At 55.3% G+C, this 21,156-nt stretch carries 26 protein-coding genes, 1 tRNA gene and 2 pseudogenes; 14 read left to right on the forward strand and 15 right to left on the reverse strand.

The features are described 5' to 3' along the window. Nucleotides 1-66 precede the first annotated feature (66 nt). The 5 genes from JCM25354_RS21040 to JCM25354_RS07330 all read left to right on the forward strand — a co-directional run bounded on the left by JCM25354_RS21040 (nucleotide 67) and on the right by JCM25354_RS07330 (nucleotide 2,447). Nucleotides 67-540, forward strand: coding sequence for a hypothetical protein (locus tag JCM25354_RS21040; protein WP_148301428.1), 474 nt, complete (start codon nucleotides 67-69; stop codon nucleotides 538-540). 91 nt (nucleotides 541-631) lie between these two features. After that, entirely contained in the window at nucleotides 632-1,126 is a 495-nt protein-coding gene (locus JCM25354_RS07315) for a hypothetical protein (protein ID WP_025885526.1), read from the forward strand. Nucleotides 1,127-1,350: 224 nt separating this feature from the next. Beyond that, the gene (locus JCM25354_RS17380; protein ID WP_148301429.1) at nucleotides 1,351-1,683 is read left to right on the forward strand and encodes a hypothetical protein; all 333 of its coding nucleotides are present in this window, start codon (nucleotides 1,351-1,353) and stop codon (nucleotides 1,681-1,683) included. 180 nt (nucleotides 1,684-1,863) lie between these two features. Next, nucleotides 1,864-2,118, forward strand: coding sequence for a type II toxin-antitoxin system HicA family toxin (locus JCM25354_RS07325; RefSeq protein WP_025885528.1), 255 nt, complete (start codon nucleotides 1,864-1,866; stop codon nucleotides 2,116-2,118). Then, nucleotides 2,115-2,447, forward strand: a complete 333-nt coding sequence (locus JCM25354_RS07330) for a type II toxin-antitoxin system HicB family antitoxin (protein ID WP_025885529.1) — start codon at nucleotides 2,115-2,117, stop codon at nucleotides 2,445-2,447. Before JCM25354_RS07325 ends, JCM25354_RS07330 begins: the two co-directional genes overlap by 4 nt. A 6-nt stretch (nucleotides 2,448-2,453) precedes the next feature. On the opposite strand, the gene JCM25354_RS22980 is transcribed toward JCM25354_RS07330, so the two are convergent. Genes JCM25354_RS22980 through JCM25354_RS07345 form a run of 3 tightly spaced genes read right to left on the reverse strand, consistent with a single transcriptional unit; the run spans nucleotide 2,454 to nucleotide 3,483 of the window. Next, on the reverse strand, nucleotides 2,454-2,585 hold the full coding sequence (locus JCM25354_RS22980; protein WP_279379552.1) for a hypothetical protein: 132 nt from the start codon (nucleotides 2,583-2,585) through the stop codon (nucleotides 2,454-2,456). Nucleotides 2,586-2,587: 2 nt separating this feature from the next. Beyond that, nucleotides 2,588-3,049: a hypothetical protein gene (locus tag JCM25354_RS07340; RefSeq protein WP_025885530.1), complete on the reverse strand. Its 462-nt coding sequence runs from the start codon at nucleotides 3,047-3,049 to the stop codon at nucleotides 2,588-2,590. Beyond that, nucleotides 3,049-3,483: a phage tail fiber protein gene (locus tag JCM25354_RS07345; protein WP_025885531.1), complete on the reverse strand. Its 435-nt coding sequence runs from the start codon at nucleotides 3,481-3,483 to the stop codon at nucleotides 3,049-3,051. Before JCM25354_RS07345 ends, JCM25354_RS07340 begins: the two co-directional genes overlap by 1 nt. Before the next feature lie 10 nt (nucleotides 3,484-3,493). Between JCM25354_RS07345 and JCM25354_RS20100 the strand changes: the two genes are divergently transcribed. After that, entirely contained in the window at nucleotides 3,494-4,324 is an 831-nt protein-coding gene (locus JCM25354_RS20100; RefSeq protein ID WP_159103463.1) for a tyrosine-type recombinase/integrase, read from the forward strand. Nucleotides 4,325-4,382: 58 nt separating this feature from the next. On the opposite strand, the gene JCM25354_RS07355 is transcribed toward JCM25354_RS20100, so the two are convergent. The 8 genes from JCM25354_RS07355 to hisB all read right to left on the reverse strand — a co-directional run bounded on the left by JCM25354_RS07355 (nucleotide 4,383) and on the right by hisB (nucleotide 9,092). Beyond that, a tRNA-Glu gene (locus JCM25354_RS07355) sits at nucleotides 4,383-4,458 on the reverse strand. 45 nt (nucleotides 4,459-4,503) lie between these two features. After that, nucleotides 4,504-4,893 (reverse strand): histidine triad nucleotide-binding protein, encoded by a 390-nt coding sequence (locus JCM25354_RS07360; protein ID WP_025885533.1) that lies wholly within the window; start codon nucleotides 4,891-4,893, stop codon nucleotides 4,504-4,506. A 4-nt stretch (nucleotides 4,894-4,897) separates the two neighbouring features. After that, the gene (locus tag JCM25354_RS07365; RefSeq protein ID WP_025885534.1) at nucleotides 4,898-5,383 is read right to left on the reverse strand and encodes a phosphoribosyl-ATP diphosphatase; all 486 of its coding nucleotides are present in this window, start codon (nucleotides 5,381-5,383) and stop codon (nucleotides 4,898-4,900) included. Nucleotides 5,384-5,424: 41 nt separating this feature from the next. Continuing rightward, a complete protein-coding gene (gene hisF / locus JCM25354_RS07370) occupies nucleotides 5,425-6,186 on the reverse strand; it encodes an imidazole glycerol phosphate synthase subunit HisF (RefSeq protein ID WP_025885535.1) in 762 nt (253 codons plus the stop codon). Further along, nucleotides 6,186-7,520, reverse strand: a complete 1,335-nt coding sequence (gene hisA / locus JCM25354_RS07375) for a 1-(5-phosphoribosyl)-5-[(5-phosphoribosylamino)methylideneamino]imidazole-4-carboxamide isomerase (RefSeq protein ID WP_243443953.1) — start codon at nucleotides 7,518-7,520, stop codon at nucleotides 6,186-6,188. The genes hisF and hisA overlap by 1 nt, the downstream gene beginning before the upstream one ends. Next, the gene (gene hisH / locus JCM25354_RS07380) at nucleotides 7,517-8,158 is read right to left on the reverse strand and encodes an imidazole glycerol phosphate synthase subunit HisH (RefSeq protein ID WP_025885537.1); all 642 of its coding nucleotides are present in this window, start codon (nucleotides 8,156-8,158) and stop codon (nucleotides 7,517-7,519) included. Before hisH ends, hisA begins: the two co-directional genes overlap by 4 nt. Beyond that, nucleotides 8,155-8,499 (reverse strand): hypothetical protein, encoded by a 345-nt coding sequence (locus JCM25354_RS20105; RefSeq protein WP_025885538.1) that lies wholly within the window; start codon nucleotides 8,497-8,499, stop codon nucleotides 8,155-8,157. The genes hisH and JCM25354_RS20105 overlap by 4 nt, the downstream gene beginning before the upstream one ends. Then, on the reverse strand, nucleotides 8,496-9,092 hold the full coding sequence (gene hisB / locus JCM25354_RS07390) for an imidazoleglycerol-phosphate dehydratase HisB (protein ID WP_025885539.1): 597 nt from the start codon (nucleotides 9,090-9,092) through the stop codon (nucleotides 8,496-8,498). The genes JCM25354_RS20105 and hisB overlap by 4 nt, the downstream gene beginning before the upstream one ends. A gap of 79 nt (nucleotides 9,093-9,171) precedes the next feature. On the opposite strand from hisB, the gene JCM25354_RS07395 reads away from it, so the two are divergent. Both JCM25354_RS07395 and ubiM read left to right on the forward strand, forming a co-directional pair. Further along, nucleotides 9,172-9,780 (forward strand): nitroreductase family protein, encoded by a 609-nt coding sequence (locus tag JCM25354_RS07395; RefSeq protein WP_025885540.1) that lies wholly within the window; start codon nucleotides 9,172-9,174, stop codon nucleotides 9,778-9,780. Next, nucleotides 9,777-10,985, forward strand: coding sequence for a 5-demethoxyubiquinol-8 5-hydroxylase UbiM (gene ubiM, locus JCM25354_RS07400; RefSeq protein WP_025885541.1), 1,209 nt, complete (start codon nucleotides 9,777-9,779; stop codon nucleotides 10,983-10,985). Before JCM25354_RS07395 ends, ubiM begins: the two co-directional genes overlap by 4 nt. Before the next feature lie 76 nt (nucleotides 10,986-11,061). On the opposite strand, the gene JCM25354_RS07405 is transcribed toward ubiM, so the two are convergent. Beyond that, nucleotides 11,062-13,425, reverse strand: a complete 2,364-nt coding sequence (locus JCM25354_RS07405; protein ID WP_159103464.1) for a mechanosensitive ion channel domain-containing protein — start codon at nucleotides 13,423-13,425, stop codon at nucleotides 11,062-11,064. A gap of 86 nt (nucleotides 13,426-13,511) precedes the next feature. Beyond that, nucleotides 13,512-14,576 (reverse strand): annotated as a pseudogene (locus tag JCM25354_RS17395) (quinone-dependent dihydroorotate dehydrogenase). Nucleotides 14,577-14,767: 191 nt separating this feature from the next. On the opposite strand from JCM25354_RS17395, the gene JCM25354_RS07415 reads away from it, so the two are divergent. Then, on the forward strand, nucleotides 14,768-15,058 hold the full coding sequence (locus JCM25354_RS07415; protein ID WP_369345744.1) for a hypothetical protein: 291 nt from the start codon (nucleotides 14,768-14,770) through the stop codon (nucleotides 15,056-15,058). Nucleotides 15,059-15,132: 74 nt separating this feature from the next. Here the strand turns inward: JCM25354_RS07415 and JCM25354_RS23810 are convergent, their stop codons facing one another. Next, nucleotides 15,133-15,345, reverse strand: coding sequence for a hypothetical protein (locus JCM25354_RS23810; RefSeq protein ID WP_456303683.1), 213 nt, complete (start codon nucleotides 15,343-15,345; stop codon nucleotides 15,133-15,135). Between the two features lie 3 nt (nucleotides 15,346-15,348). On the opposite strand from JCM25354_RS23810, the gene thiC reads away from it, so the two are divergent. From thiC to purF, 5 genes and pseudogenes are all read left to right on the forward strand, one after another. Continuing rightward, nucleotides 15,349-17,220 carry a phosphomethylpyrimidine synthase ThiC gene (gene thiC, locus JCM25354_RS07420; RefSeq protein ID WP_025885544.1) on the forward strand — a complete coding sequence of 624 codons (1,872 nt, stop codon included), beginning with the start codon at nucleotides 15,349-15,351 and terminating at the stop codon, nucleotides 17,218-17,220. A 205-nt stretch (nucleotides 17,221-17,425) separates the two neighbouring features. Continuing rightward, nucleotides 17,426-17,755, forward strand: coding sequence for a DMT family transporter (locus JCM25354_RS07425; RefSeq protein WP_025885545.1), 330 nt, complete (start codon nucleotides 17,426-17,428; stop codon nucleotides 17,753-17,755). 78 nt (nucleotides 17,756-17,833) lie between these two features. Next, on the forward strand, nucleotides 17,834-18,280 hold the full coding sequence (locus tag JCM25354_RS07430; RefSeq protein ID WP_148301431.1) for a hypothetical protein: 447 nt from the start codon (nucleotides 17,834-17,836) through the stop codon (nucleotides 18,278-18,280). A gap of 54 nt (nucleotides 18,281-18,334) precedes the next feature. Continuing rightward, a pseudogene (locus JCM25354_RS07435) lies at nucleotides 18,335-18,805 on the forward strand (CvpA family protein); the annotation flags it as partial. Between the two features lie 21 nt (nucleotides 18,806-18,826). Next, the gene (purF, locus tag JCM25354_RS07440) at nucleotides 18,827-20,287 is read left to right on the forward strand and encodes an amidophosphoribosyltransferase (RefSeq protein WP_051537283.1); all 1,461 of its coding nucleotides are present in this window, start codon (nucleotides 18,827-18,829) and stop codon (nucleotides 20,285-20,287) included. 34 nt (nucleotides 20,288-20,321) lie between these two features. Here purF and JCM25354_RS20110 read toward each other — a convergent pair whose 3' ends face one another. After that, entirely contained in the window at nucleotides 20,322-21,014 is a 693-nt protein-coding gene (locus JCM25354_RS20110) for a TetR/AcrR family transcriptional regulator (protein WP_025885549.1), read from the reverse strand. Nucleotides 21,015-21,156 lie beyond the last annotated feature (142 nt).

The raw sequence follows: 21,156 nt of genomic DNA on the forward strand, positions 1-21,156 counted from the left end.
CGGTTTCGACGCCGCAGACCTCGGCGCTATCTTCGATGCCGTAGGCAGAATCCGCCATCGCAAAGGATGGAGGCTGAAGAGATATTCCGTGAGGCAGTTGCCGTTCATGGTGGAGCAAATGCCGAACAGGTCTATGGTGAATATCTTGCCCAAGACAAGAAACGAAAGGATGAGGCACAAACACTCGACTCCATCGGACGTTACGGCGCAGATCTTGTGAGCAAGTGCGGTGGAAATCCTGTCGCAATGGCCCCATTAATGGCTTTTGATGACCCTTATGCCCTCAAGGGAAAATGCTACACAGCCCTGATTTCCGACCAGTGGGGCGGCAAACAATGGATTGATGAGAACACGATCCTCCTGATGACTGTCATCCCAGGAACCACGCAGTCATATAGCACCGTGTTTATGGACCCTCGCAGCCATTTGAGATTTGGGCACAGGGCGCTAGTCATTGGCGCAAGCCCGACTTCTTACACGGCTATTTCCGGTGCGCAGACAGTCGCCCCGACCTTCATCGTCCTGAAGTACCTCGACTAGCGCCGGATTGACAAGACTCTATGCGGTGCGGTCGTGTTGCACAGTGCTTTGTAGTAAAAGCAGTATAGAAGCGATATGAGAGGTATTCCCAATGAAAAGATTAGGATCACTCGTCGGAATTCTGGCTCTCCTGGCTCCAACATTTGCATTCGCTGATGATTGCAAGGGCGTATTGCTAAGCTCTATCCCCGACCATCCTGAATACGGCAAAGCGGGTGAGATAGTCGAAATGCTCCACGAATACGAGGGGAAACCAGACGGAACGCCGCTTACTTATGCTGTGCATGGCGGCGGAATATATCCAGCCGATCGCGTGAAAATCCTGAATTGTACCATCAGTAAAACAACGTCTGACCCTTATTACAAGTTGACATTGAATGATACTGCAGAGAATGCCTACGATATTCTCTACCAGAAGACGACAGAGAAACTACTTGCTCTTGGATTATGTAACGCCTGTGCAAGCGGTGTGGCAGAAGAATATCTAAAGAAACCAAACGGTGCCTGCGGTATAATGGCCGCCAGAGCGCTACATGGGGACACGTCTGCCGTGGATTTCTTGAACGATGGTTCTGTCTGCCGCTAAGCCCAGACCTTCGAGGTGATGAAGTATCTGAATTGAGGGAACGGTTATGGTTGCATGGATGGATAGGGGGCTGCAGCGCAAATTGCTACACGAGATGGCAAAGACGTTTCCGGAGCCAGAAAATTTACATTTGCTTAATAGGGATTCCGATCAGTACCTGGAGATTGCACAAAACCTGATCTACCTAGAGGGACATGGCCTGTGTGTTTCGGTGTCCGGCGAAGATGCGAAGATGCGAAGATGCGAAGAAAACGGGTACTGTCGACGGAGTTGCCTTCAAGATCACCCCCAAAGGCCTCGACTTCCTTCAGGATGACGGCGGCCTAAGCGCCATTCTCAACGTAGTCACGGTGCGGCTTGAGGCAGAAACCCTTCGAGAGCTTGTCACCGCCAGGATCGACGCAAGTTCCGAGCCTGCGGCGAAGAAAGCTGAAGCAAAAAGTCTTTTGCGTGGCCTATCTGAAGAAGCGCTGAAAGCAGTCGTCGCCAAATTAGTCGAAATGGGGATCGGTACTCTTCATGATCCGGCTCAACACTTGTTGAGTCTCATCAAGTGAGGTTGACGGGGCTCGGTTTTATTTTCCCGAGCTGCTTCTGCGTAGCTGACGCACGCTCTTGCAAACCGTAGGCCGTATTTTCCAGACATTTTTCCTCCATTCAAAACATTACAGCATTTATCCGGCGAAGTGGTTATTTTTCGCTTGCCTTTAGTACTAAAAGTTAGCACTAAAATACTCATGAAAGCCAAGCACCGCCGCACCCTCGAACTGATCTTCAAGCGCCCCGTTTCGGGAAACGTAGCATGGAGTGAAATCGAAGCCCTCTTTGTAGTGCTGGGCGCTGAAATCAGTGAACGCAAAGGCTCACGCGTCGGTGTGTTCCTGTTCGGTGAAGTAAGGGTTTTCCACCGTCCGCACCCCAAGCCGGACACCGACAAGGGAGCCGTCGCAGCGGTGCGGAAGTGGCTCGAAGCAAACGGAGTAACGCCATGAACAACACCATGACCATCGGCGGCCATCAGGCCGTCATCCAGTTTGACCCTGAGATCGGCATGTTCCGGGGCGAATTCCTAGGGCTTAATGGTGGGGCTGATTTTTATGCGGATAGCGTGGCCGGTCTGGTCGCAGAGGGTGAAACGTCCTTGCGCGTATTTCTTGAGATGTGTGCTGAGAAGGGGATTGAGCCGGTTCGGCGCTATTCCGGCAAGTTTCAGGTGCGGGTGCCTGAGGGTGTCCACGCTCAGGCCGTCACTGCGGCGGCGGCTCGCGGCGTAAGCCTGAACCAGTTTGTGCAGGATGCGATTGAACAGGCCGCACGCTGATCAGGCTTACCCTCCGTTAAAATCCCGCACCTGTCCGATCTCCATGAGGTCAAGCAGGTCTTCGGTGTCATAAATTGTTTCCAGCTCATGCAGCGTGGCAAGGCCCGACCCGACCACATAGGCGATCGGGCGGGACACGTTCACGCAGCGGGCGAGGGGTCTGGACTTGCCACCGGCACCAGCATTCCCACGAGCGGGGAAATGAACCGCGCGGCGGCCCTGATAAAATCCACATGGAGACGGAATGCCTCCTGATCGAGCTTGCCAAGGGCCTCCGCATCCACAATGTCGAATTCCGTTAGCCCGCTCGTCGCAGCCGGGTTTGATGGATCACGAGCGATCTTGACCGTCTTCCGCAGCTCCGCAATGGCTACGTCAGCCGCCTCGTCATCAAGCTGGCCATAGAGCGCCTGGGCAATTCCGCCAAGGCCAGCCATGCCCATTTCCATCGCCTCGGACGGCAGTTGCACGCCTGCGCGGGTGAGGGCCGTGACCAGATGACGCGCCCACCGATCGGCCTGCATGGCGGTCATGCGGGTGATGATGAAGCGCTTATCGACGCCGCCGTCTGTCAGCGTCAGTTCCGTTTGCTTGAGTGCCATCAGATGCCAAGCCCGATCACACGTTCCCAGCGGAGCGTGAAAGAGCGTTCTTCGAGCAGGCGACCGGCAGCGGGCATGACAGAGCCTGTGACCAAATAACCCGTGGTGAGCGTGTATTTCCGCTTGAGGCCGGGAAGGGTAATTTCAGCGCCTAGCTGATACGGTGTGCGGGCCGTGGCCTGGGCCGTCTGGAGCGCCTCGAATACAGGAATACTCAGTGAGTTGGGCTGGATATTCAGCGTCATATCAACAGGGTTCGGCACCCACCCGGCGTTCAGCTTGCCATCGATCGACATGCGGGTTTGGACCTGTTCAATCGCAGCCGCCTCCCATGCCCGGTCTGCCGACCAGTTTTCGAGCGTGATGGGCGCATTGAACAGGGTATCAATGGTCAGAACAAAGATGGCATCAGCCGAGGTAATAAAAGCAGCCATGACGGAGTGCTTGTCTCGATACGTCGAAAGCAGGCGCGGCAAGATATCGGCAATCAAGCGGCTGGAAGAGGCCGTGGTGCCACTCGCAGACGCTTTCGGTCATCTTCGCATCGACCAGATCGACCAGAAGCGGTGGGACACATATGCAAGCGGGCGCGTGAAAAAGAACGGAGGCGAGAACGTGCCGGTCTCTGCCGGCACACTGCGCCGTGAGTTCAACGTTCTGCGGGCAGCGCTTCGCCGGGCCTGGAAAGACGGGTTTCTTGTCCGCCCGCCAGAGATCGAACCGCCACGAGACAGCGCCCCGCGCGATCGTTTCCTCACAAAGGAAGAAGCCCGACGCCTTATCGAGGCAGCAAAGACACCTCATGTCCGCCTGTTCATGGCGCTCGCCATTTACACCGGTGCGCGTAAAGGCTCGATACTGGCGCTGACTTGGGACCGGGTCCACTGGACCACCAACATGATAGACTTTCAGGAGCCAGGCCGCGCGCTCACACGAAAAAGGCGCGCAACTGTCCCAATGACCAGAGCCCTGCGTGACGAGATGGAATCAGCCTATCAGGAGCGGAATGGTGACTACGTTGTAAACTGGCACGGTAAGCCGATTCCGAGTGGGCTGCGCTGGTCATTCAGCAAGGCTTGCGAAAGGGCAGGGCTGACATGGAAGCCGACACCACATCACCTGAAGCATTCTCTGGCATCGTGGTTTGCGATGGATGGCGTACCGATCGACCAGACTTCGGATTGGTTGGCTACAGATCCGCAGACACTGCGTCGAGTCTATCGGAAGTTTGACCCGTCTTATCTGAAGAATATCGCGGAGGGGTTCAAGCTGTAGTGGTCCAAGTGGACCAATAACCCGCCTGTGGATAACAGAGAAACCTCAATGTTATCAATGGCGTCCCATAGGGGATTCGAACCCCTGTTGCCGCCGTGAGAGGGCGGTGTCCTAGGCCTCTAGACGAATGGGACGAGGCGAGGTGCCTTCTATGACATCAGAGAGCATCTCGCAAGAGACTAATTGGAAGTTTTTTTGACTAGTTTTGAGCTAAGCTTTTCACCCGCAAGAAGATGCACGTGATAATGCGGCACTTCCTGTCCAGCATCCGGTCCCGTATTGCTGATCAAGCGGTATCCTGAGCCGGAAAGCTTCAGCTGCTCTGCAACCTTTGTAATTGCACGCGCCAGCCCCGCAATTTCCGCATCTTTCGCTACAGCTCCAAAATCGGCCGACGAAACATACGGCCCTTTTGGAATAATCAACACATGAACTGGGGCCTGAGGGGCAATGTCAGGAAAGGCGAGGGTATATTCATCTTCATAAATGATCTGCACCGGGACTTCCCGCCGCAGGATCTTTGCAAAGATATTTTCGGGATCATAGGGACGCTTCAGATCAACACTCATCCTGTCATATCTCCTCTTTTTGAGAACGGGAGGCTTTCTCCTCTACACCACTCATCACCTCGCGCCGCTGTAACTCCTGCCAGATCTGTTCAGGCATCACACCCGCATCAACCCACATGACGATCAGATGATACAGAACGTCCGCACTTTCACTTACCAGTTCAGACTGCTTGCCGGCGACCGCTTCGATCAGACACTCGACCGCTTCTTCACCAAATTTCTGCGCGATCTTTTTCCGGCCGCGCGAAAGCAGACGTGCCGAATGACTCAGGGAAGGGTCTGTACCTCGACGTGAGACTACCGTTTCAAAAAGCCGGTCAAGAACCTGTGCATCTATTGCTTGCCCCTTTTCAACAACCTGCTTGTTTGCAACCTTCTTGCCTTGCTGTTTTTTGGTAACGGCGGTTTTGGCGACCGAGCGTTTTTCGCCACTCTTCTTGCCGCTGCCACCTTCGGTTTTGCGTGTCGTACGTTTTGTTGCCAGCGCCATGAATTGTTATCCGCCGTTATCTAGAGAAAGAATCCTGGAATTCAGTTGCCAGGTCGAACAGGCAAGCCGGCATTTTCGAGAGCGGCTTTAACTCCGGCAATACCAAAAGTGCCAAAGTGGAAGACACTGGCCGCAAGCAGACCACTGGCACCGGATTTCGCACCTTCAACGAAATGCTCCAGTTTACCCACGCCACCAGAGGCGATCACGGGGATCGTGATCTTGCTACACACCCGGTGCAGCAATTCGAGATCAAAACCTTCTCCGGTGCCGTCCCGATCCATACTGGTGAGAAGAATTTCACCAGCGCCGCGCGTCTGTGCTTCTGTAGCCCAGGCGATGGCATCAATGCCGGTCGGCTCCCTTCCACCCTTGGTGTAAACTTCCCAACCCCCTTTTCCATCGGAGCGGGCATCGATCGCTACCACCACGCACTGACTGCCGAAACGGTTGGCTGACTCATTGATCAGATCCGGGTTCACCACAGCCGCTGAATTGACTGCACATTTATCAGCGCCAGCCAGCAGAAGGCGTCGCATGTCTTCGGGTGCACGAACACCACCTCCAACGGTCAGAGGGAGAAAAACACGCTCAGCTGTACGTCTGACGACATCGTAGATGGTGTCGCGGTTTTCAACGCTGGCAGTGATATCAAGAAAAGTCAGTTCATCTGCTCCAGCTGCATCGTAAACGACTGCCTGCTCGACAGGATCTCCGGCATCGCGCAGTGAAACAAAATTGACTCCCTTGACGACACGACCATCCTTGACGTCAAGACAGGGAATAACACGCAGCTTGAGCATCAATCCCCCTCAACAATGCTGATTGCTTCAGCAAGCGGGATACGCCCGTCATAAAGCGCGCGCCCGACAATAACACCTTCGAGCCCATGTACTTCCTGTGCAACGGCCCGGAAGTCGCGCAGGTGCTGTGCTGATCCGACGCCGCCACTGGCGATGACAGGTATTGAAAGCCGGCAAGCCAGATCCGCAGTCTGCTCCAGATCAAGCCCTTCGAGCATACCGTCACGTGTGATTTCGGTAAAAATGACCGCAGCCACTCCTGCATCCTGCATGCGCAAGGCCAGATCACGGGCATTCAGTTCCGAAACCTCTGCCCAGCCCTCAGTGGCAACACGTCCCTGTCTTGCATCGATACCCGCTACAATCCGCCCCGGAAACGCCTTACACGCCTCACGAACCAAATCTGGATTTTTGACCGCTACGGAACCCAGAATAACCCGGTCAAGACCAGCTTCCAGCCAGCGCGCAATACCAGCCATATCACGAATGCCACCACCAAGCTGGACGGGCAGGGCGGTCGCAGCCAAAATAGCCTCTACGGCTGCTCCATTGGCCGAGCGACCGGCAAACGCCCCATTCAGATCGACTACATGCAACCGGGAACACCCCGCTCGCGCAAATTCCAGGGCTTGGGCGGCAGGATTATCGGAGTAGACCGTTGCATCATCCATCTCGCCACGACGAAGCCGGACGCAAGCACCATCCTTGAGATCAATGGCAGGATAAAGTGTGAGGCTCCGGTTCTGCAGTTTATCTGTATTCGCCACACCAATATCCTTTGCCGGGTGTTTCTTGTGTCTGTGAAGGGAAGGCATCGCTTCAAGACGTTTGGTCATGAAGATACCCTTTACCGTCCCTTCATGATTGCGGGCATAATAGGGATGTGTACCCCAATGCTCGAACCCCAAAGACCGGAACATGGCAAGAGCTGATTCCTGCGTTTCCGGGACTTCACAATTGAGCACCCGGCATCCCATCGCGGTTGCAGCGCTGATGACAGCATCAGCCAGCACATACCCCAGACCGCGTCCCCTCATATAGGGAACAACAAAATAGCCCCGGATCTGTGCGGTCTGGGCCTGGGCTTCGTTGTTGCGCGGCGGTCGGACAAGCTGGGCACATCCTTGGATCTGGCCTGTCTCGTCGCGCACAACAAAGAATCTTGTTTCCGGTACGAGAAGCAGTCCGTTGAAATAACGCTCAAGAACCACGCGCCCCGGCGGCGTCAACCAGCCCAGTCCACCGCCATCCAGAATGGTCGCCGTTGTGATTTCGCACAATGCCGCCATGTCGGTCTCATCGATACGGGTCAGGCGCTCGGCACTACAGGTCACGGCTTCCAGCTCAGGAAATTTTTCATGATGGTCAAACCGGTTTTCTGACTTTTCTCGACGTGAAACTGGGTACCACAGCGATTACCTCGTGCCACGATGGCAGGTACACGCCCTCCATACTCGGCTGTTGCCACAATATCCGCCTCATCCCAGCCAGCAAGAGCATAGGAATGGACGAAATAGCCGTGATCGCCTTTTTGCAGATCCCGGGTCAGCGGGTGCGCGCCGGGTTCGAAATCGAGTACATTCCAGCCCATATGAGGCAGCCTCAGTCCGGCATCGAGCGCAAAACTCATTTTGTCGATCTGGCCACTTATCCATCCCAGTCCGGCGGTACGCCCATGCTCGAGACCCCATTCCGCCATGAGCTGCATACCGACGCAAATACCCAGAAAAGGTGTTCCCTGTTCGGTAGCCTGAATCAACGCCTCACGCAGCCCGGCTTGCAAACCAGCTGCGCAATGAGCAAAAGCACCCTGGCCCGGGAGAATCAGGTGATCAGCCCTGAGAACCATTTCTGGATCTCCTGAAATCACAACTTCAGCCCGAAACCCGTTTTCACGAACAACATGACGTGCTGTCTGGGCTGCCGATGCCAGATTGCCACCGTCATAATCGATTACGACAATCCTGTTCATTGAGAGATCCGCATTCTATCAACAAGACGTAGCCGGGCATCATCCTCTGAGCGGCCGAGCCAGACCCCCTGGCACACGCCACCCTTGAGCCGTGCTTCCCAGCCAATCAGCTCGGCGCTAAAGAATGCCAGTGTGAGATTGACCGCAAGGGTCAAAAACGTGCCGCCACGTCCACCACAGGTGAGCAGAAGCATGTTCAGACTGGCCGTCAGGGCAAACGAGATCCAGCATCTTGGGAAAAGAAGAGCCACAGGACCAAGAATAAGGAAGCGCCACGAAAAACCCTGCCTGATCATGGCCGGATCGGCGTTCTGTAGGCGGTAAGCCTGATAATAGTTCACAAGACCCCCTTCGTGGAGGGAACACTCCCCGCAGCCCGCGGGTCAAGTGCGACGGCCATCCGCAGTGCTCTGGCAAAAGCCTTGAATCCACTTTCTGCAATATGGTGGGCGTTACGACCAGCCTTACAGGTCACATGCAAAGCCATCGAGGAGGCCATGGCAAACGCACGATAGAACTCTTCGAAAAGATCGGTGTCCATCTCTCCGATACGTTCACGCACGAAAGTGACGTTCCACGCCAGATATGGTCTACCCGAGATATCGACAACGACCTCACATAACGCCTCATCAAGGGGCACCAGGGCGTGACCGAAACGCGTGATCCCGCGCTTGTCCCCCAGGGCCTGGGCAAAAGCCTTGCCAAGCGCAATACCGATATCCTCAACTGTATGATGACCATCCACATGAAGGTCGCCATGACAGCGGATTTCGAGGTCGAAACCACCATGCTTGGCCAAGGCGGTAAGCATGTGATCGAAAAATCCGATTCCACTATCGAGATCGGCCTGCCCGCTTCCATCAAGATTGACGAAAACGGAGATATCGGTCTCACCGGTCTTGCGGTGGATGCGGGACTGTCTGGCGTCTGTCATGAAAACCACCCTAAACTATTCGAAGCGATTACGCGATGGGCCTCTTGGCGCGAGAGGCGGAACTTGCCATCTAACGCTCATGAGCAGTGCCCCCCCATCCTCTCCCGCCCTTGAAGTCCTGTTGAGCAGAGCTTCTACCGACCATCTGACTGCGCCTGCACCCGACAAGGTGCAGATCGCACGTATATTATCTGCGGGACTCAGGGCGCCTGATCACGGAAAGATCAGGCCATGGCGTTATATCGTCATCAAGGGAAAACACCGCGCGGAATTCGCGGAACAGGTCGTCAAGGCCATGATATCTGTCGATCCTGAGGTACCAGAGAAGAAAATCGCCAAGCGTCGTGAGCGTTTTTCCGAAATGCCCATGACGATTGCTCTGGTCATGGCACTGGAGCCGAAAAGCAAAATTCCGGTTCAGGAGCAGGAGATGTCCGTTGCCGCCGGAGCCATGAACGTCCTTAACGCCTTGCATGCAGAAGGATTTGGCGGTTTCTGGGTTTCAGGAGATTTCGCCGATCAGCCTTGTTTTCGTGAGGCGTTGGGCCTGAGTGAAACACATCGCCTCGCTGGCTTCCTCTTTGTTGGCACACCGGACAAGCCGGTAGAAGGCAGCAAGCGCCCTGATATCGACAACTTCATGGGTTTCTACAAAGGGGAACCCGTCAAATTCGAGGCGGATCGGTGACACAATTCCATGATGTAACCATCGCTGGCGCAGGTCCGGCCGGCCTGGCCTGTGCACTGTCACTCGCGGAGAACGGATTGCGTGTGGCCATTGTCGATCCCGCCCCGGAGACCACGCTGGCAGTCCCGTCCTTTGACGGACGTGAAATCGCCCTGACCCATCATTCGCGAGACTGGCTGGTGCGGAACGGAATATGGCCACATATTCCGGCAGGCGCTATTTCTCCGTTGCGTACTGCACGTATCGAGACAGGTCAGGAAGCGCCAGGCAATCATTCAGCTGCGCTCCTCTTCAGGGCACCGGAGACAACGTCTGATGCACTTGGCTATCTGGTTCCAAATCACCTCATCCGCAAGGCAATTCATGAGGTGGTCAGGGAGAGACCTGAGATCACGATACTGGCAGGCAGAAGCGTTGTAGCGACCTCAGGCAACCGCGACGAAGCAATGACTCTTCTGGATAACGGGACACTCATCCGGTCGGGTCTTCTCATTGCCGCCGACGGACGCTTCTCACGCATAAGACAGACGCGTGGGATTGGTGCCATCATCCATGATTTCGGAAAGGAAATCCTTGTCTGCCGGATGCGCCATCCGGAACCGCATGATGGCGTTGCACTCCAGTGGTTTGACGAGGGACAGACCATTGCTCTTCTGCCCGTCGCCGATGATGATCAGCCTGGCCATCTCTCATCGCTCGTTCTCACGCTGGACCCTGCAGATATTGCTGTCCTCAAGACCATGAGCAAGGCCGAATTCGACAGGGACATTACTCGTCGCACCCAGAGCCGTATGGGAGATATGAGGCTCGAAAGCGCACGTTGCACCTATCCTCTGAAAACTGTTTTCGCTCATCGTTTCGAGACCACACGTCTTGCCCTGATTGGTGACGCTGCAGTGGGCATGCACCCGATTACAGCGCACGGATTCAATCTTGGTCTTCGTGGACAGGAGATCCTGTGCGAAGAGATCGCAAGGGGCGACGGTGATCCGGGAAGTACCAGTGTTTTGCGCAACTTCGAACGACGCCACCGACGGGCTACAGCACCATTATTCGCTGCGACCAACGGTATTGCATCACTCTATACCCATGATGCCAGACCGGCTCTGGCACTGCGTAAAGCCGGGCTGGCAATCGCAGAACGATTGACCCCGCTGAAAGCCCTGGTTACCGGCTTTCTCATGGACCGCGACCACGCGGCCTGAAGACTGATAACTCACATTGACTAACACGAACGGCAGAAGAGGGCTTCTTATGCCGTTCGTGTTCACACAGTCTGGATCAGGCGGGTTTACCCAGCTCCAGTCCGGCTTCCTGCAGCACACGATAAGCATCCAGCATGATGGCATTGGTTACGCCACCAACATCCCGCACGGATGAAACCTTGGCAGAAAGTGCAAGGGTAATGCCTGTCTCGGTAATAGCGGAAATGGCTACCCCGGGTGGCGGGTTCTGAAGGATATCCTCACGCTGTTTCATCATCTCCATAAGGGCCATCTGTGCCTTGGTGGCATCAGCACGCGGCGAAATCGTTACTGTAGCCGAAGCAGCACTGAGCGAGGTACCCAGCGTTGCATTACGCACGGCTGAGGTGATGAATTGCGAGTTCGGAACGATCATGGTCGACCCGTCGCCAAGTCCGATTTCCGTTGAGCGCACACTGATCCGTTTGACGTCCCCTTTTATACCGCCAAGTTCAATCAGATCACCAACACGGATCGGGCGTTCTGCAAGAAGGATAACGCCTGATACGAAGTTCTGGACAATCGCCTGTAAACCGAAACCGATGCCGACCGAGAGCGCACTGACAACCCAGGTCAGGTTTTTTACTGTGACCCCGGCTTCTGACAATACGAGCAGAAACACGGCGATCCAGGCGACATAGGAAAATATGTTTAGAATTGACGTTCTGGCGCCAATATCAAGATTGGTCGTCGGGAAAAGTCTGGATTCCATCCACTTACTGAACGCCTTGATGGCGTAATAGGCGACCAGAAGAATAATGATACAGTAAACGGCTGTATTCAGCGAGAATTGCACACCGTTGATTGTTTGCCCCACAAACAGACTTTGCACACGGTCGGCAACAACAGGAATATCAAGACTGCCATTGGACAAGCAGATCGCCACAAACACAATGATCAAAGCAATATTGACAAGGCCGGATAGCAGGACACCAAACTGTGCCACCCTGTTCGGATGTACCCCTAGACGGGACAGGCGACGCGATATCGGAGAGCCAGCAGAAAAAGTTCTCGATGTGAACTCTTTTGTCGCAATGGCAATCAGCATCAGAGATGCAAAACTGACCGAGAGAGTAATTGCCCAGACAGCAACCGCGAAAGCAAAAGCCAGATAACCAAGAGCTATTGCAGCAGCCGATACGATCAGAACGAGCCAGCCCAGGCCATAGATAGCAGGAGCCAGTCGGGCGTCCGTTCTCTGGCTCAGGCGCTTGCAGAGCCATACGAAAAGAAGAGTCACCACAAGAGCAAATGTTGCTTCAAAGAAGCGACGGGCGGTAACCGGAAAAGCGTTTTCAGATCCCACAATGATGAAGATGGTCTGGATGAGCACAAAGACGGCAACACACCAGTCCACCCCCCATAGTGCTCTGGCCGAGCGCTGTGCGGCACCATCAACAGCTGTAAACTGACTCAGGGCAGGAAGACCTGCACCCAGTACAAAGCCGCAAAGGGGCATAATTCCGGCAATACCGCGAAGCAGCGCCGGGCTGCGGCCTGCATCCAGATCAAGAATACCCGCAATGATCTCCCAGAGAAGGAACATCACGATCCCGCATAACAGGCCACTGAGTGCGACAGGAATGGTCGAGCTATGGCTTTCAGGAAGGGCTTCGCCTGTGGCACGATGCACAATTCTCGCCTCAGCCTGACGAAAAAACCAGTACACCGGCCGCGAGAACAGTGCCGTTAGAATGAAGACCGCGACAAGCGCCCCCAAGGTCAGCGGCCAGTTATAGAGAACACCAGCATACCCATTGTTGACCGGCGGCGCGAAAGTAAGCCGCAGTTCCGGCCCTTCGTTCACAAGATCGCGCCAGAACTGGAAAGACAAGGGAGATGCCATGTGCTCCGAAAGCAGCGCTTTCTGGGTCACAGCGCCACGACGGGCCACTTCAAGCCCGACCTGCTTGGCCTGCAAGCCCAAAAGCTTGGCCTGCATGATCGCCGATTTGATATCCTGCACAACAGCCTGAAGATGCTCACGCTGCGCAACAATCGCAGGGCTTTCGCCTTCCACTTTCGGACCGATGATTTCCAGATAACTCTGGTAAACTGTCTGGTAGGACGTGGCCTGGGTCTGGATTACCTGAACAGTACTTGCAATTGTATCCAGCTGATCCGTTAGATCAGAAAGCGTTTCGCTTCCGAGCACAATGTCGGTACGATTGAGCTGGGTATAGATATATTTCAGGCGGTTCTGTGACGATACGATCTGTTTGTTGAGACTGGCAGAAACCGTCGTCCACCCGTAACCGTCAGCCGCAGAAGGTACCAGCGCAGAGCCTGCTGCGTTGCCTGTCGGAGCAGCAGCAGCCAGACGTGGCAGGCTTGCAAGAACAGAAACAAGGCAAAGAACATAGATAAGCCGTGTAGCTAGTCGCTTTTTCAAAGCTGACATTCCGATAATTGCCTTTTCAAATCGACGGTCGTAGGGACTGGAACGATGAAAACACATGGTGGTTTTCTTCGTTCCGGATTGTACACTCAGCCTGATATCGTTTTGAGATCATCGACTGAGTCATATCCGCCTCTATAGAGCTCTTTCAGAAGCTCTTTCTTCAATCGGGTCACCAGGCAGGGCCATGATAGATAAGGGCGCTGTAGATCTGGACCATATCAGCCCCGGCCTTCAGTCGTTCGAAGATATCGAAACCCGTTTCAATACCGCCACATGAGACGACTGCCATGCGGCCATTGACCAGAGGCACGACATGACGAAGCATCTGGAGGGCGAGCTGTGCCAGAGGCGCCCGGACAGACCACCTGTCTCGGTTGCCTGAGGCGAACAAAGCGATGGCGGGCGGCTGATTGTCGTATTACTGACGATCAGCCTGACGCCCCCCCCTCTACAGCAGCTTCAACGATATCAGGCAGACTCTGCGGATCCAGATCTGGCGCCAGCTTGACAAGAAGCGGCGGCACGGTCGCGTTGTTACGTCCGATTGCGTTCAGGATATCTCCAAGGCTGGACGCACTCTGCAAATCACGCAGGCCTGGGGTATTGGGCGATGAGAGATTGATGGTGATATAATCGGCCAGCGTGCTTACCCGTGAAACGAGATAGGGATAGTCCTCGAGTGGCTGAGCTCCTGTCTTGTTTATACCGAGATTGGCACCGACCGGTACTGCACGCCAGCGCGCACTGCGGCTTGCCTGTAACCCTCGAAACCGCTCCAGGCGTCTGACAAAACTGTCAATACCACAGCCATTGAAGCCCATCCGGTTGATAATCGCAGCATCTTCGGAGAGACGAAAAAGACGAGGCTTCGGATTTCCGTCCTGGGGGCGGGGCGTGACCGTACCGCATTCCACATGGCCAAAACCCATGCGGGCCAACCCCATGACGGCACGTGCATTCTTGTCAAACCCAGCCGCCAGACCGATCGGATTGGGAAACCGCAACCCCATACAGCGTGTACTGAGAGCGGGCAGATCCTTCGGTGCTGTCGGGCCCAGACCAAGGGCCAGGCTCTCGATTGCTGCCTCATGGGCAGATTCGGGGTCGAGCCCATGGAAGAGCTTTGTCGCAAGATGCGAAAAAGGAGAAATGGCCATGCTGTATCCTGAGCGTGTGAGCGTCGGTCGTGGCCCTTCTATAACCCGCTGCCGGGTTGGGTCGAGCCCCTTAATCCAGCATCACGTCCCGCTGAAACGCTCTGGTCGAAATGATGCCTGCCATAGCGCACAGCCATTTAAATCGGTTGCCCGTCGGGTCGCATTCATGGAAAGAGGGCACCCGCTTGTCAGGTGGTCGTCATGATGCCTGTTTTGGAGAAGCCATCATGTGGGATGAACCCTATCTGGAAACCTGCTGCCGCTCGACCTTGCATCGTACGCTCCTGTGCGAAGGGATCGGCCGACCGCAAGCTCTCCGTGATCAGCCTTGCCTTGAACGTCTGCAAAAGATGGGCTTTGTCGCACTGGGGCAGGACGGGCGCTTTCATATCACAGCAGCAGGACTGAGCCGGCATGATCAGGAAATCGGTCAGCTCAAGCCCATGTCGGCACGGGCCTCGCGTATCCGTGCCTGAAACCGGCCGGTACCGGCAACTTTGGCAGAACCTGCTTCAATTCGATTGACAGGCCGCCGCCAACAACGCAACACTCACACCATACCAGGGGGGGCCTCGACAAGAGGCTGAGAGGCTGATGGCGGTTCACCCGCAGCGCAGCGACCCTTTCGCCCCGGCATGTGGGCGAAGAACCTGATCCGGTTCGTACCGGCGTAGGGATTGGTGTGAGCGGCCAGTCCCGTATTGCGACCCCGTTCATCCTGCTCTTGCGCTGTCGGACATAACCCCACACCGCAAGGGGACATAAAATGGACGACTCAACGCTTAAAACACAGAACAAGGTCGCATCACGCGATCAGGCGCCTGCCCATGGGCAGGTCACGACGGGACCTATCTCCGGCTCACGCAAGATATTTTCAAGCCCGGAAGACCGAAGTGATATCACGGTGCCGTTTCGCGAGATCGATCTTGATCCAAGCGCAAACGAGCCACCTGTGCGGGTCTACGATACATCCGGCCCCTATACCAATCCGGCCTATCATGCAGATGTCTCGCTCGGTCTGCCGACCCTGCGTACCCCCTGGCTGGCAAGGCGCGGTCTCACCCCGGTTGTCGAGACACGCGCGATAAAACCCGAGGATAACGGCTTTGCCAATGGCGCACAGGCCGTGCCCCATTGTCCGGCGCCGCACAAGGTGCTCGATGGCCTTGGTGCACCTTATGTCACACAATATGAATTTGCCCGTGCCGGCATCATCACAGAAGAAATGATTTTCGTCGCGCATCGTGAGAATCTGGGTCGTGCCAGCATGGTTGAAGGCGCCGAGCAGCGCCGTGCAGACGGAGAGGATTTTGGCGCGGAAATTCCGGCATTTATCACGCCGGAATTCGTACGCTCTGAGATCGCCACGGGTCGAGCCATCATTCCGGCCAATATCAATCACCCCGAACTTGAACCGATGATCATCGGGCGCAACTTCCTGGTCAAAATCAACGCCAATATCGGCAATTCAGCCGTTACTTCCTCCGCCGCGGAGGAAGTCGAAAAAATGGTCTGGTCCATTCGCTGGGGCGCAGATACAGTCATGGACCTTTCAACCGGCCGTAACATCCACAATATCCGCGACTGGATCCTGCGCAACGCCCCGGTACCAATCGGCACCGTACCTCTCTACCAGGCCCTCGAGAAAGTAGGCGGTATTGCCGAGGATCTCACCTGGGAAATCTACCGCGACACGCTGATCGAACAGGCAGAGCAGGGGGTAGATTATTTCACTATCCATGCAGGGGTACGCATCGCCCATGTGCCTCTCACGGCCGGTCGCACAACGGGCATCGTCTCCCGCGGAGGCTCGATCATGGCGGCCTGGTGCCTGGCCCATCATCGTGAAAACTTCCTGTACGAACATTTCGACGAGATCTGCGACATCATGCGTCGCTACGACATCTCGTTCTCGCTCGGTGACGGACTGCGCCCCGGCTCGATTGCCGATGCGAATGACGCGGCCCAGTTCGCTGAACTCGAAACACTAGGTGAGCTGGCCCGCATCGCCTGGGCCAAAGGGTGTCAGGTCATGATCGAAGGGCCAGGTCATGTGCCGATGCACAAGATCAAAATCAACATGACCAAACAGCTGCGCGAATGCGGCGAGGCTCCGTTCTACACGCTTGGGCCGCTCACAACCGATATTGCCCCGGGTTATGACCATATCACTTCTGGCATCGGTGCAGCGATGATCGGCTGGTATGGCTGCGCCATGCTCTGCTATGTCACGCCGAAAGAACATCTTGGACTGCCTGACCGGTCAGACGTGAAGGTGGGGGTGATCACCTACAAGATCGCCGCCCATGCCGCCGATCTCGCGAAGGGTCATCCTGCGGCGCAGATCCGTGACGATGCCATATCGCGCGCGCGCTTCGAATTCCGCTGGCAGGACCAGTTCAATCTTGCGCTGGACCCGGACACAGCGCGTTGCTTCCATGACGAGACCCTGCCGAAAGAAGCACACAAGACCGCTCATTTCTGTTCCATGTGTGGTCCGAAATTCTGCTCTATGAAAATCAGTCATGACATACGACGCAATGCAGAGCGCGAGCAGGGTATGGAGCAGATGAAGGAAGCCTTCAGAACAGGCGGCAGCAGACTTTATGTCTCTGCTCAGGAAACAGAAAAAGTCTGACCTGCTCCACCCGATATGTTTTCAACCTGATATCGCCCGGATGCTTCGGACAGGATGAAGATTTCTGACCGGAGCATCTGCAGCATGCGTCATAATCCCGATCCGGCGTGACAGCTTTAATGGAGTTGATAGAGCAGGTTTCGAGCAGTAACACAGCCTATTGCGCAAGCCTGGCTGATGCAATTGAGGCCCCGACGGAAGCGCCATGACCTATCTCTTCCTCTTCATCGCCATTTGTTCGGAAGTTTTTGCAACGACAATGCTCAAACTGTCCGACAGCTTTAGCCGTCCCATACCAGGATTTCTCACGATCCTTGGCTATAGTGTGTCATTTTACGCCCTGTCATTTACCCTGCGCGTCATGCCGACAGGAATCGCCTACGCAATCTGGTCAGGGGTCGGGATCGTCCTGATTTCGGCCATCAGCTGGTTGAAGTTTCGTCAGGCTCTCGACATACCCGCCATGATCGGGCTTGGCTTCATCATTTTCGGGGTCGTTATCGTTAATGTTTTCTCAAGATCAGTCTCTCATTAATGATTTGATAACGTAAATAACACTCAGAAAACGCGCATCATATTGACGATTGCCCCAGCAAGTTCATATGGCTGGAGTATGAAGGCACGCATGGTCTCTCCCCATATCCTAGACAGCATCGCTCAGGCCCATCAGATCGTTCCTGTCGTCAGGAGTGATCAGGAAGGCCGAAGCGTGACAACAGCGAAAGGGAAGGGGAAACGTACAGGCACCCACGTCAGAAAGCTGGAAAAAGTCGTTCTTTCCGACGAACAGCTACGCCGGGATCTTGCCCATGCCATCGTACGCTGCACGACTTTTTACACTCTCGAACAGCCTCAGGATCTTGTTGACGAGAGCGCGGCGTTTCTCGAGGCGCTCATGCGCCTTTGGGGGAAACGGGGAATCGAGGCAGCAGATGTCTGGCGCGAGATCGACCATCGTCTTCAACTGGGCAACCTGCTGACCCAGATCAACCGCGACATTCCGCTGAGCCCGCAAACAACACGCAAGTTCTGGCGACCGTCCTCAACCAAGCTTCCATGATGGAAAATATCGCCGATACGATTGTTCTTTTCATAATGGCTCTTTCAGCTCTGGGGTGGAATGCGGGGATTCGCCCGTGAACTGTTCAGTCTGGCTGCCTGGATAGGAGCTCTTTTCGCTTCAACACGCATTGCACCGCTCATTCTTCCGTGGCTGCTACTCCATATCCATGACGGACTTGCCGCCAGTGCTCTGGCCTATATCATTTCATTCATCGTGCTCCTGCTCGTATTCTCGACAATCGCCCAACGTTTTGCGACGGGTCTGCGCAGCGTTCTGATTGGGGGCACGGACCGGCTTCTCGGCTGCGGCTTCGGTGTCATTCGCGGCGCGCTCGTGCTTGTGGTTCTTTACATGGCACTCCTTGCGGTCGGTGGTGAAATTACTGCTCACGCTCTCGTTGCAGGAAGCCGGTCCGGTCCTTACATACTGGCAGGCGTGCACATGTTGCAGGGTCTCACACCATATTTCGAGCAACTTCATCTTGCCTTGCCGCCCGCAACAGGCCATGACGCAGCCTTCTGATCGACCCAGCCTCGACCGCCTATGCGTGACCATGCAAAGGAGCGCCACCAGATTATGTTACCCGACACACTTGAAGCTTCGAACCGTCCTTATGAGGAATGTGGCGTCGTAGGTATCTGGGGGGCGCCCGACGCGGCCGCACTCGCAGCACTCGGTCTGCATGCACTTCAGCATCGTGGTCAGGAAGCCGCAGGCATTGTCACGCATGACGGGCAAAAATTCTGTCAGCACAAGGGACTGGGGCTCGTTGGCGATGTGTTCAGTGGTACCCGTGTCATGGCTTCGCTCCAGGGTAGCGCTGCAATCGGCCATAACCGCTACGCCACAACCGGAGGGACGCTGTTACGGAACGTGCAGCCACTCTACGCTGATTACGAATTCGGCGGTCTTGCAGTTGCTCACAACGGCAATCTCACCAATGCTGCGACACTTCGTCAGGCCCTGGTCAAGCGCGGCTGCCTCTTCCAGTCGACGACAGATACCGAAGTGTTCGTGCATCTGATCGCAATCTCGCTTTACGCCACCGTGCTTGAACGGCTTGTCGACGCAGCCAAACAGGTCAAGGGTGCCTATTCGGTTGTTTCCCTCAGTCCGGATTTTCTAGTGGGACTTCGTGACCCTCTCGGTGTTCGCCCTCTTATCCTCGGTCGCGTTGCCGATGGAGGCTGGATGCTGGCGAGCGAAACCTGTGCGTTGGATATTGTGGGTGCTGAGTTCGTCCGTAATGTCGAGCCAGGCGAAATGGTCATTATCGACAATGATGGCGTACGTTCCATGCGCCCCTTCGCCCAGACGAGTCCGCGCTTCTGCGTCTTCGAGTACATCTATTTCGCTCGCCCTGATTCCATTCTCGAAAATCATTCTGTCTATGAAGCGCGCAAACAGATCGGGGTCGAACTGGCCCGGGAAAGTGGCGTGGAAGCCGATGTTATCGTTCCGGTACCCGATTCCGGGGTACCCTCCGCCATGGGGTTCGCTGCAGAGAGCGGTATCCCGTTTGAAATGGGTATCATCCGAAACCATTATGTCGGGCGTACCTTCATCGAGCCGACAGACCAGATCCGCAATTTGGGTGTCCGCATGAAACATTCTGCCAATACGCCTGTGCTGCAAGGCAAGCGTGTGGTTCTGGTTGATGATTCGATCGTACGAGGCACAACCTCTCGCAAGATTGTTGATATGGTACGCGCCGCCGGAGCAAGCGAAGTCCATATGCGTATCAGCAGCCCCCCGACGAAGCACCCCTGCTTTTACGGTATCGATACCCCCGAAGAGAGTCAGCTGCTTGCAGCAACCCACACGATCGAAAAAATGGCTGAAGTGATTGGCGTTGACAGCCTCGCTTTCATCTCATTCGACGGTCTCTATCGTGCACTTGGTCACGAAGGACGTGTGGCTGCTGAAGGGCGTTATTGCGACGCCTGTTTTACAGGCGATTATCCAATCGAGCTGGTCGACAAGGACGGACGTCTGGTTGCCTGACAGATCAGATCGCATCAGTCCGAAAAAACGGGGCTCAGGCCCCGTTTTCTTTTTTCAGTTCCTTGAGAAACATCGCCACAACCTTGTGGAGATATTCCGGATTTTCACGCCAGTATTGCCTTGGCCGACAATGGCTCAACTCACACAGAACAAATGTCGCCAGTGCCCCGCCAAAAAGTATATCCGAGGCCTCTTCCACATCCTCAATGACGAGCAGGCCCTGATCACAGAATTTTTCCAGCCAGAGCCTCAGTGGAAATGGCCCGTTTTCGCTTGAAAAGAATTCGCGTACGAACCGGCTCGCCTCCGGGTTTCGTGAAACCTCGGAAATAACCACGCGGATAAGATTGAGCCGCTTTTCCTCCATCATTGTTGTGCCCAGAGCCTGAAGCCCGAAAACCAGCTTGTCCTCGATCGTCTCGCCCTGAAGCTCGAGATCACGCAGACCCGAGAGCAGCAGACGATCCCGCAGAAGCTGCTCCACCATTTCCTGCTTCGAGCTGAACATATGGTAGAGAGTTTTTTTCGACATGTTCGAACACTGGGCAATCCGGTCCATCGACGCGCCCGAATAACCATGCTTCTGAAGGACCTGCTCGGCAGCATCGAAGATCCGGTCACGTCTTTCTGCTTCACAAAGCACAGGAGGCCGACCACTATGACGCCTTCCCTGGGTCAGGGGATCATTGATTGATGCGTTAGGGCAGGGTGAAATCACATCTGACATAGTAATTGAACAAACCGCTCCGGCGCTGCATCCGGTCCGTTGACCAGGTTTCGGAAACCGTATAGTTCCCTATGCATGAGAAACTCAAGAGTTTCCGAAAACCTTTTTTACGCAAGCGCGGGGTTGGCGGCTACACTTGAGA

The organism is Asaia prunellae JCM 25354, from assembly GCF_000613885.1.
Taxonomy (GTDB): Bacteria; Pseudomonadota; Alphaproteobacteria; order Acetobacterales; family Acetobacteraceae; genus Asaia; species Asaia prunellae.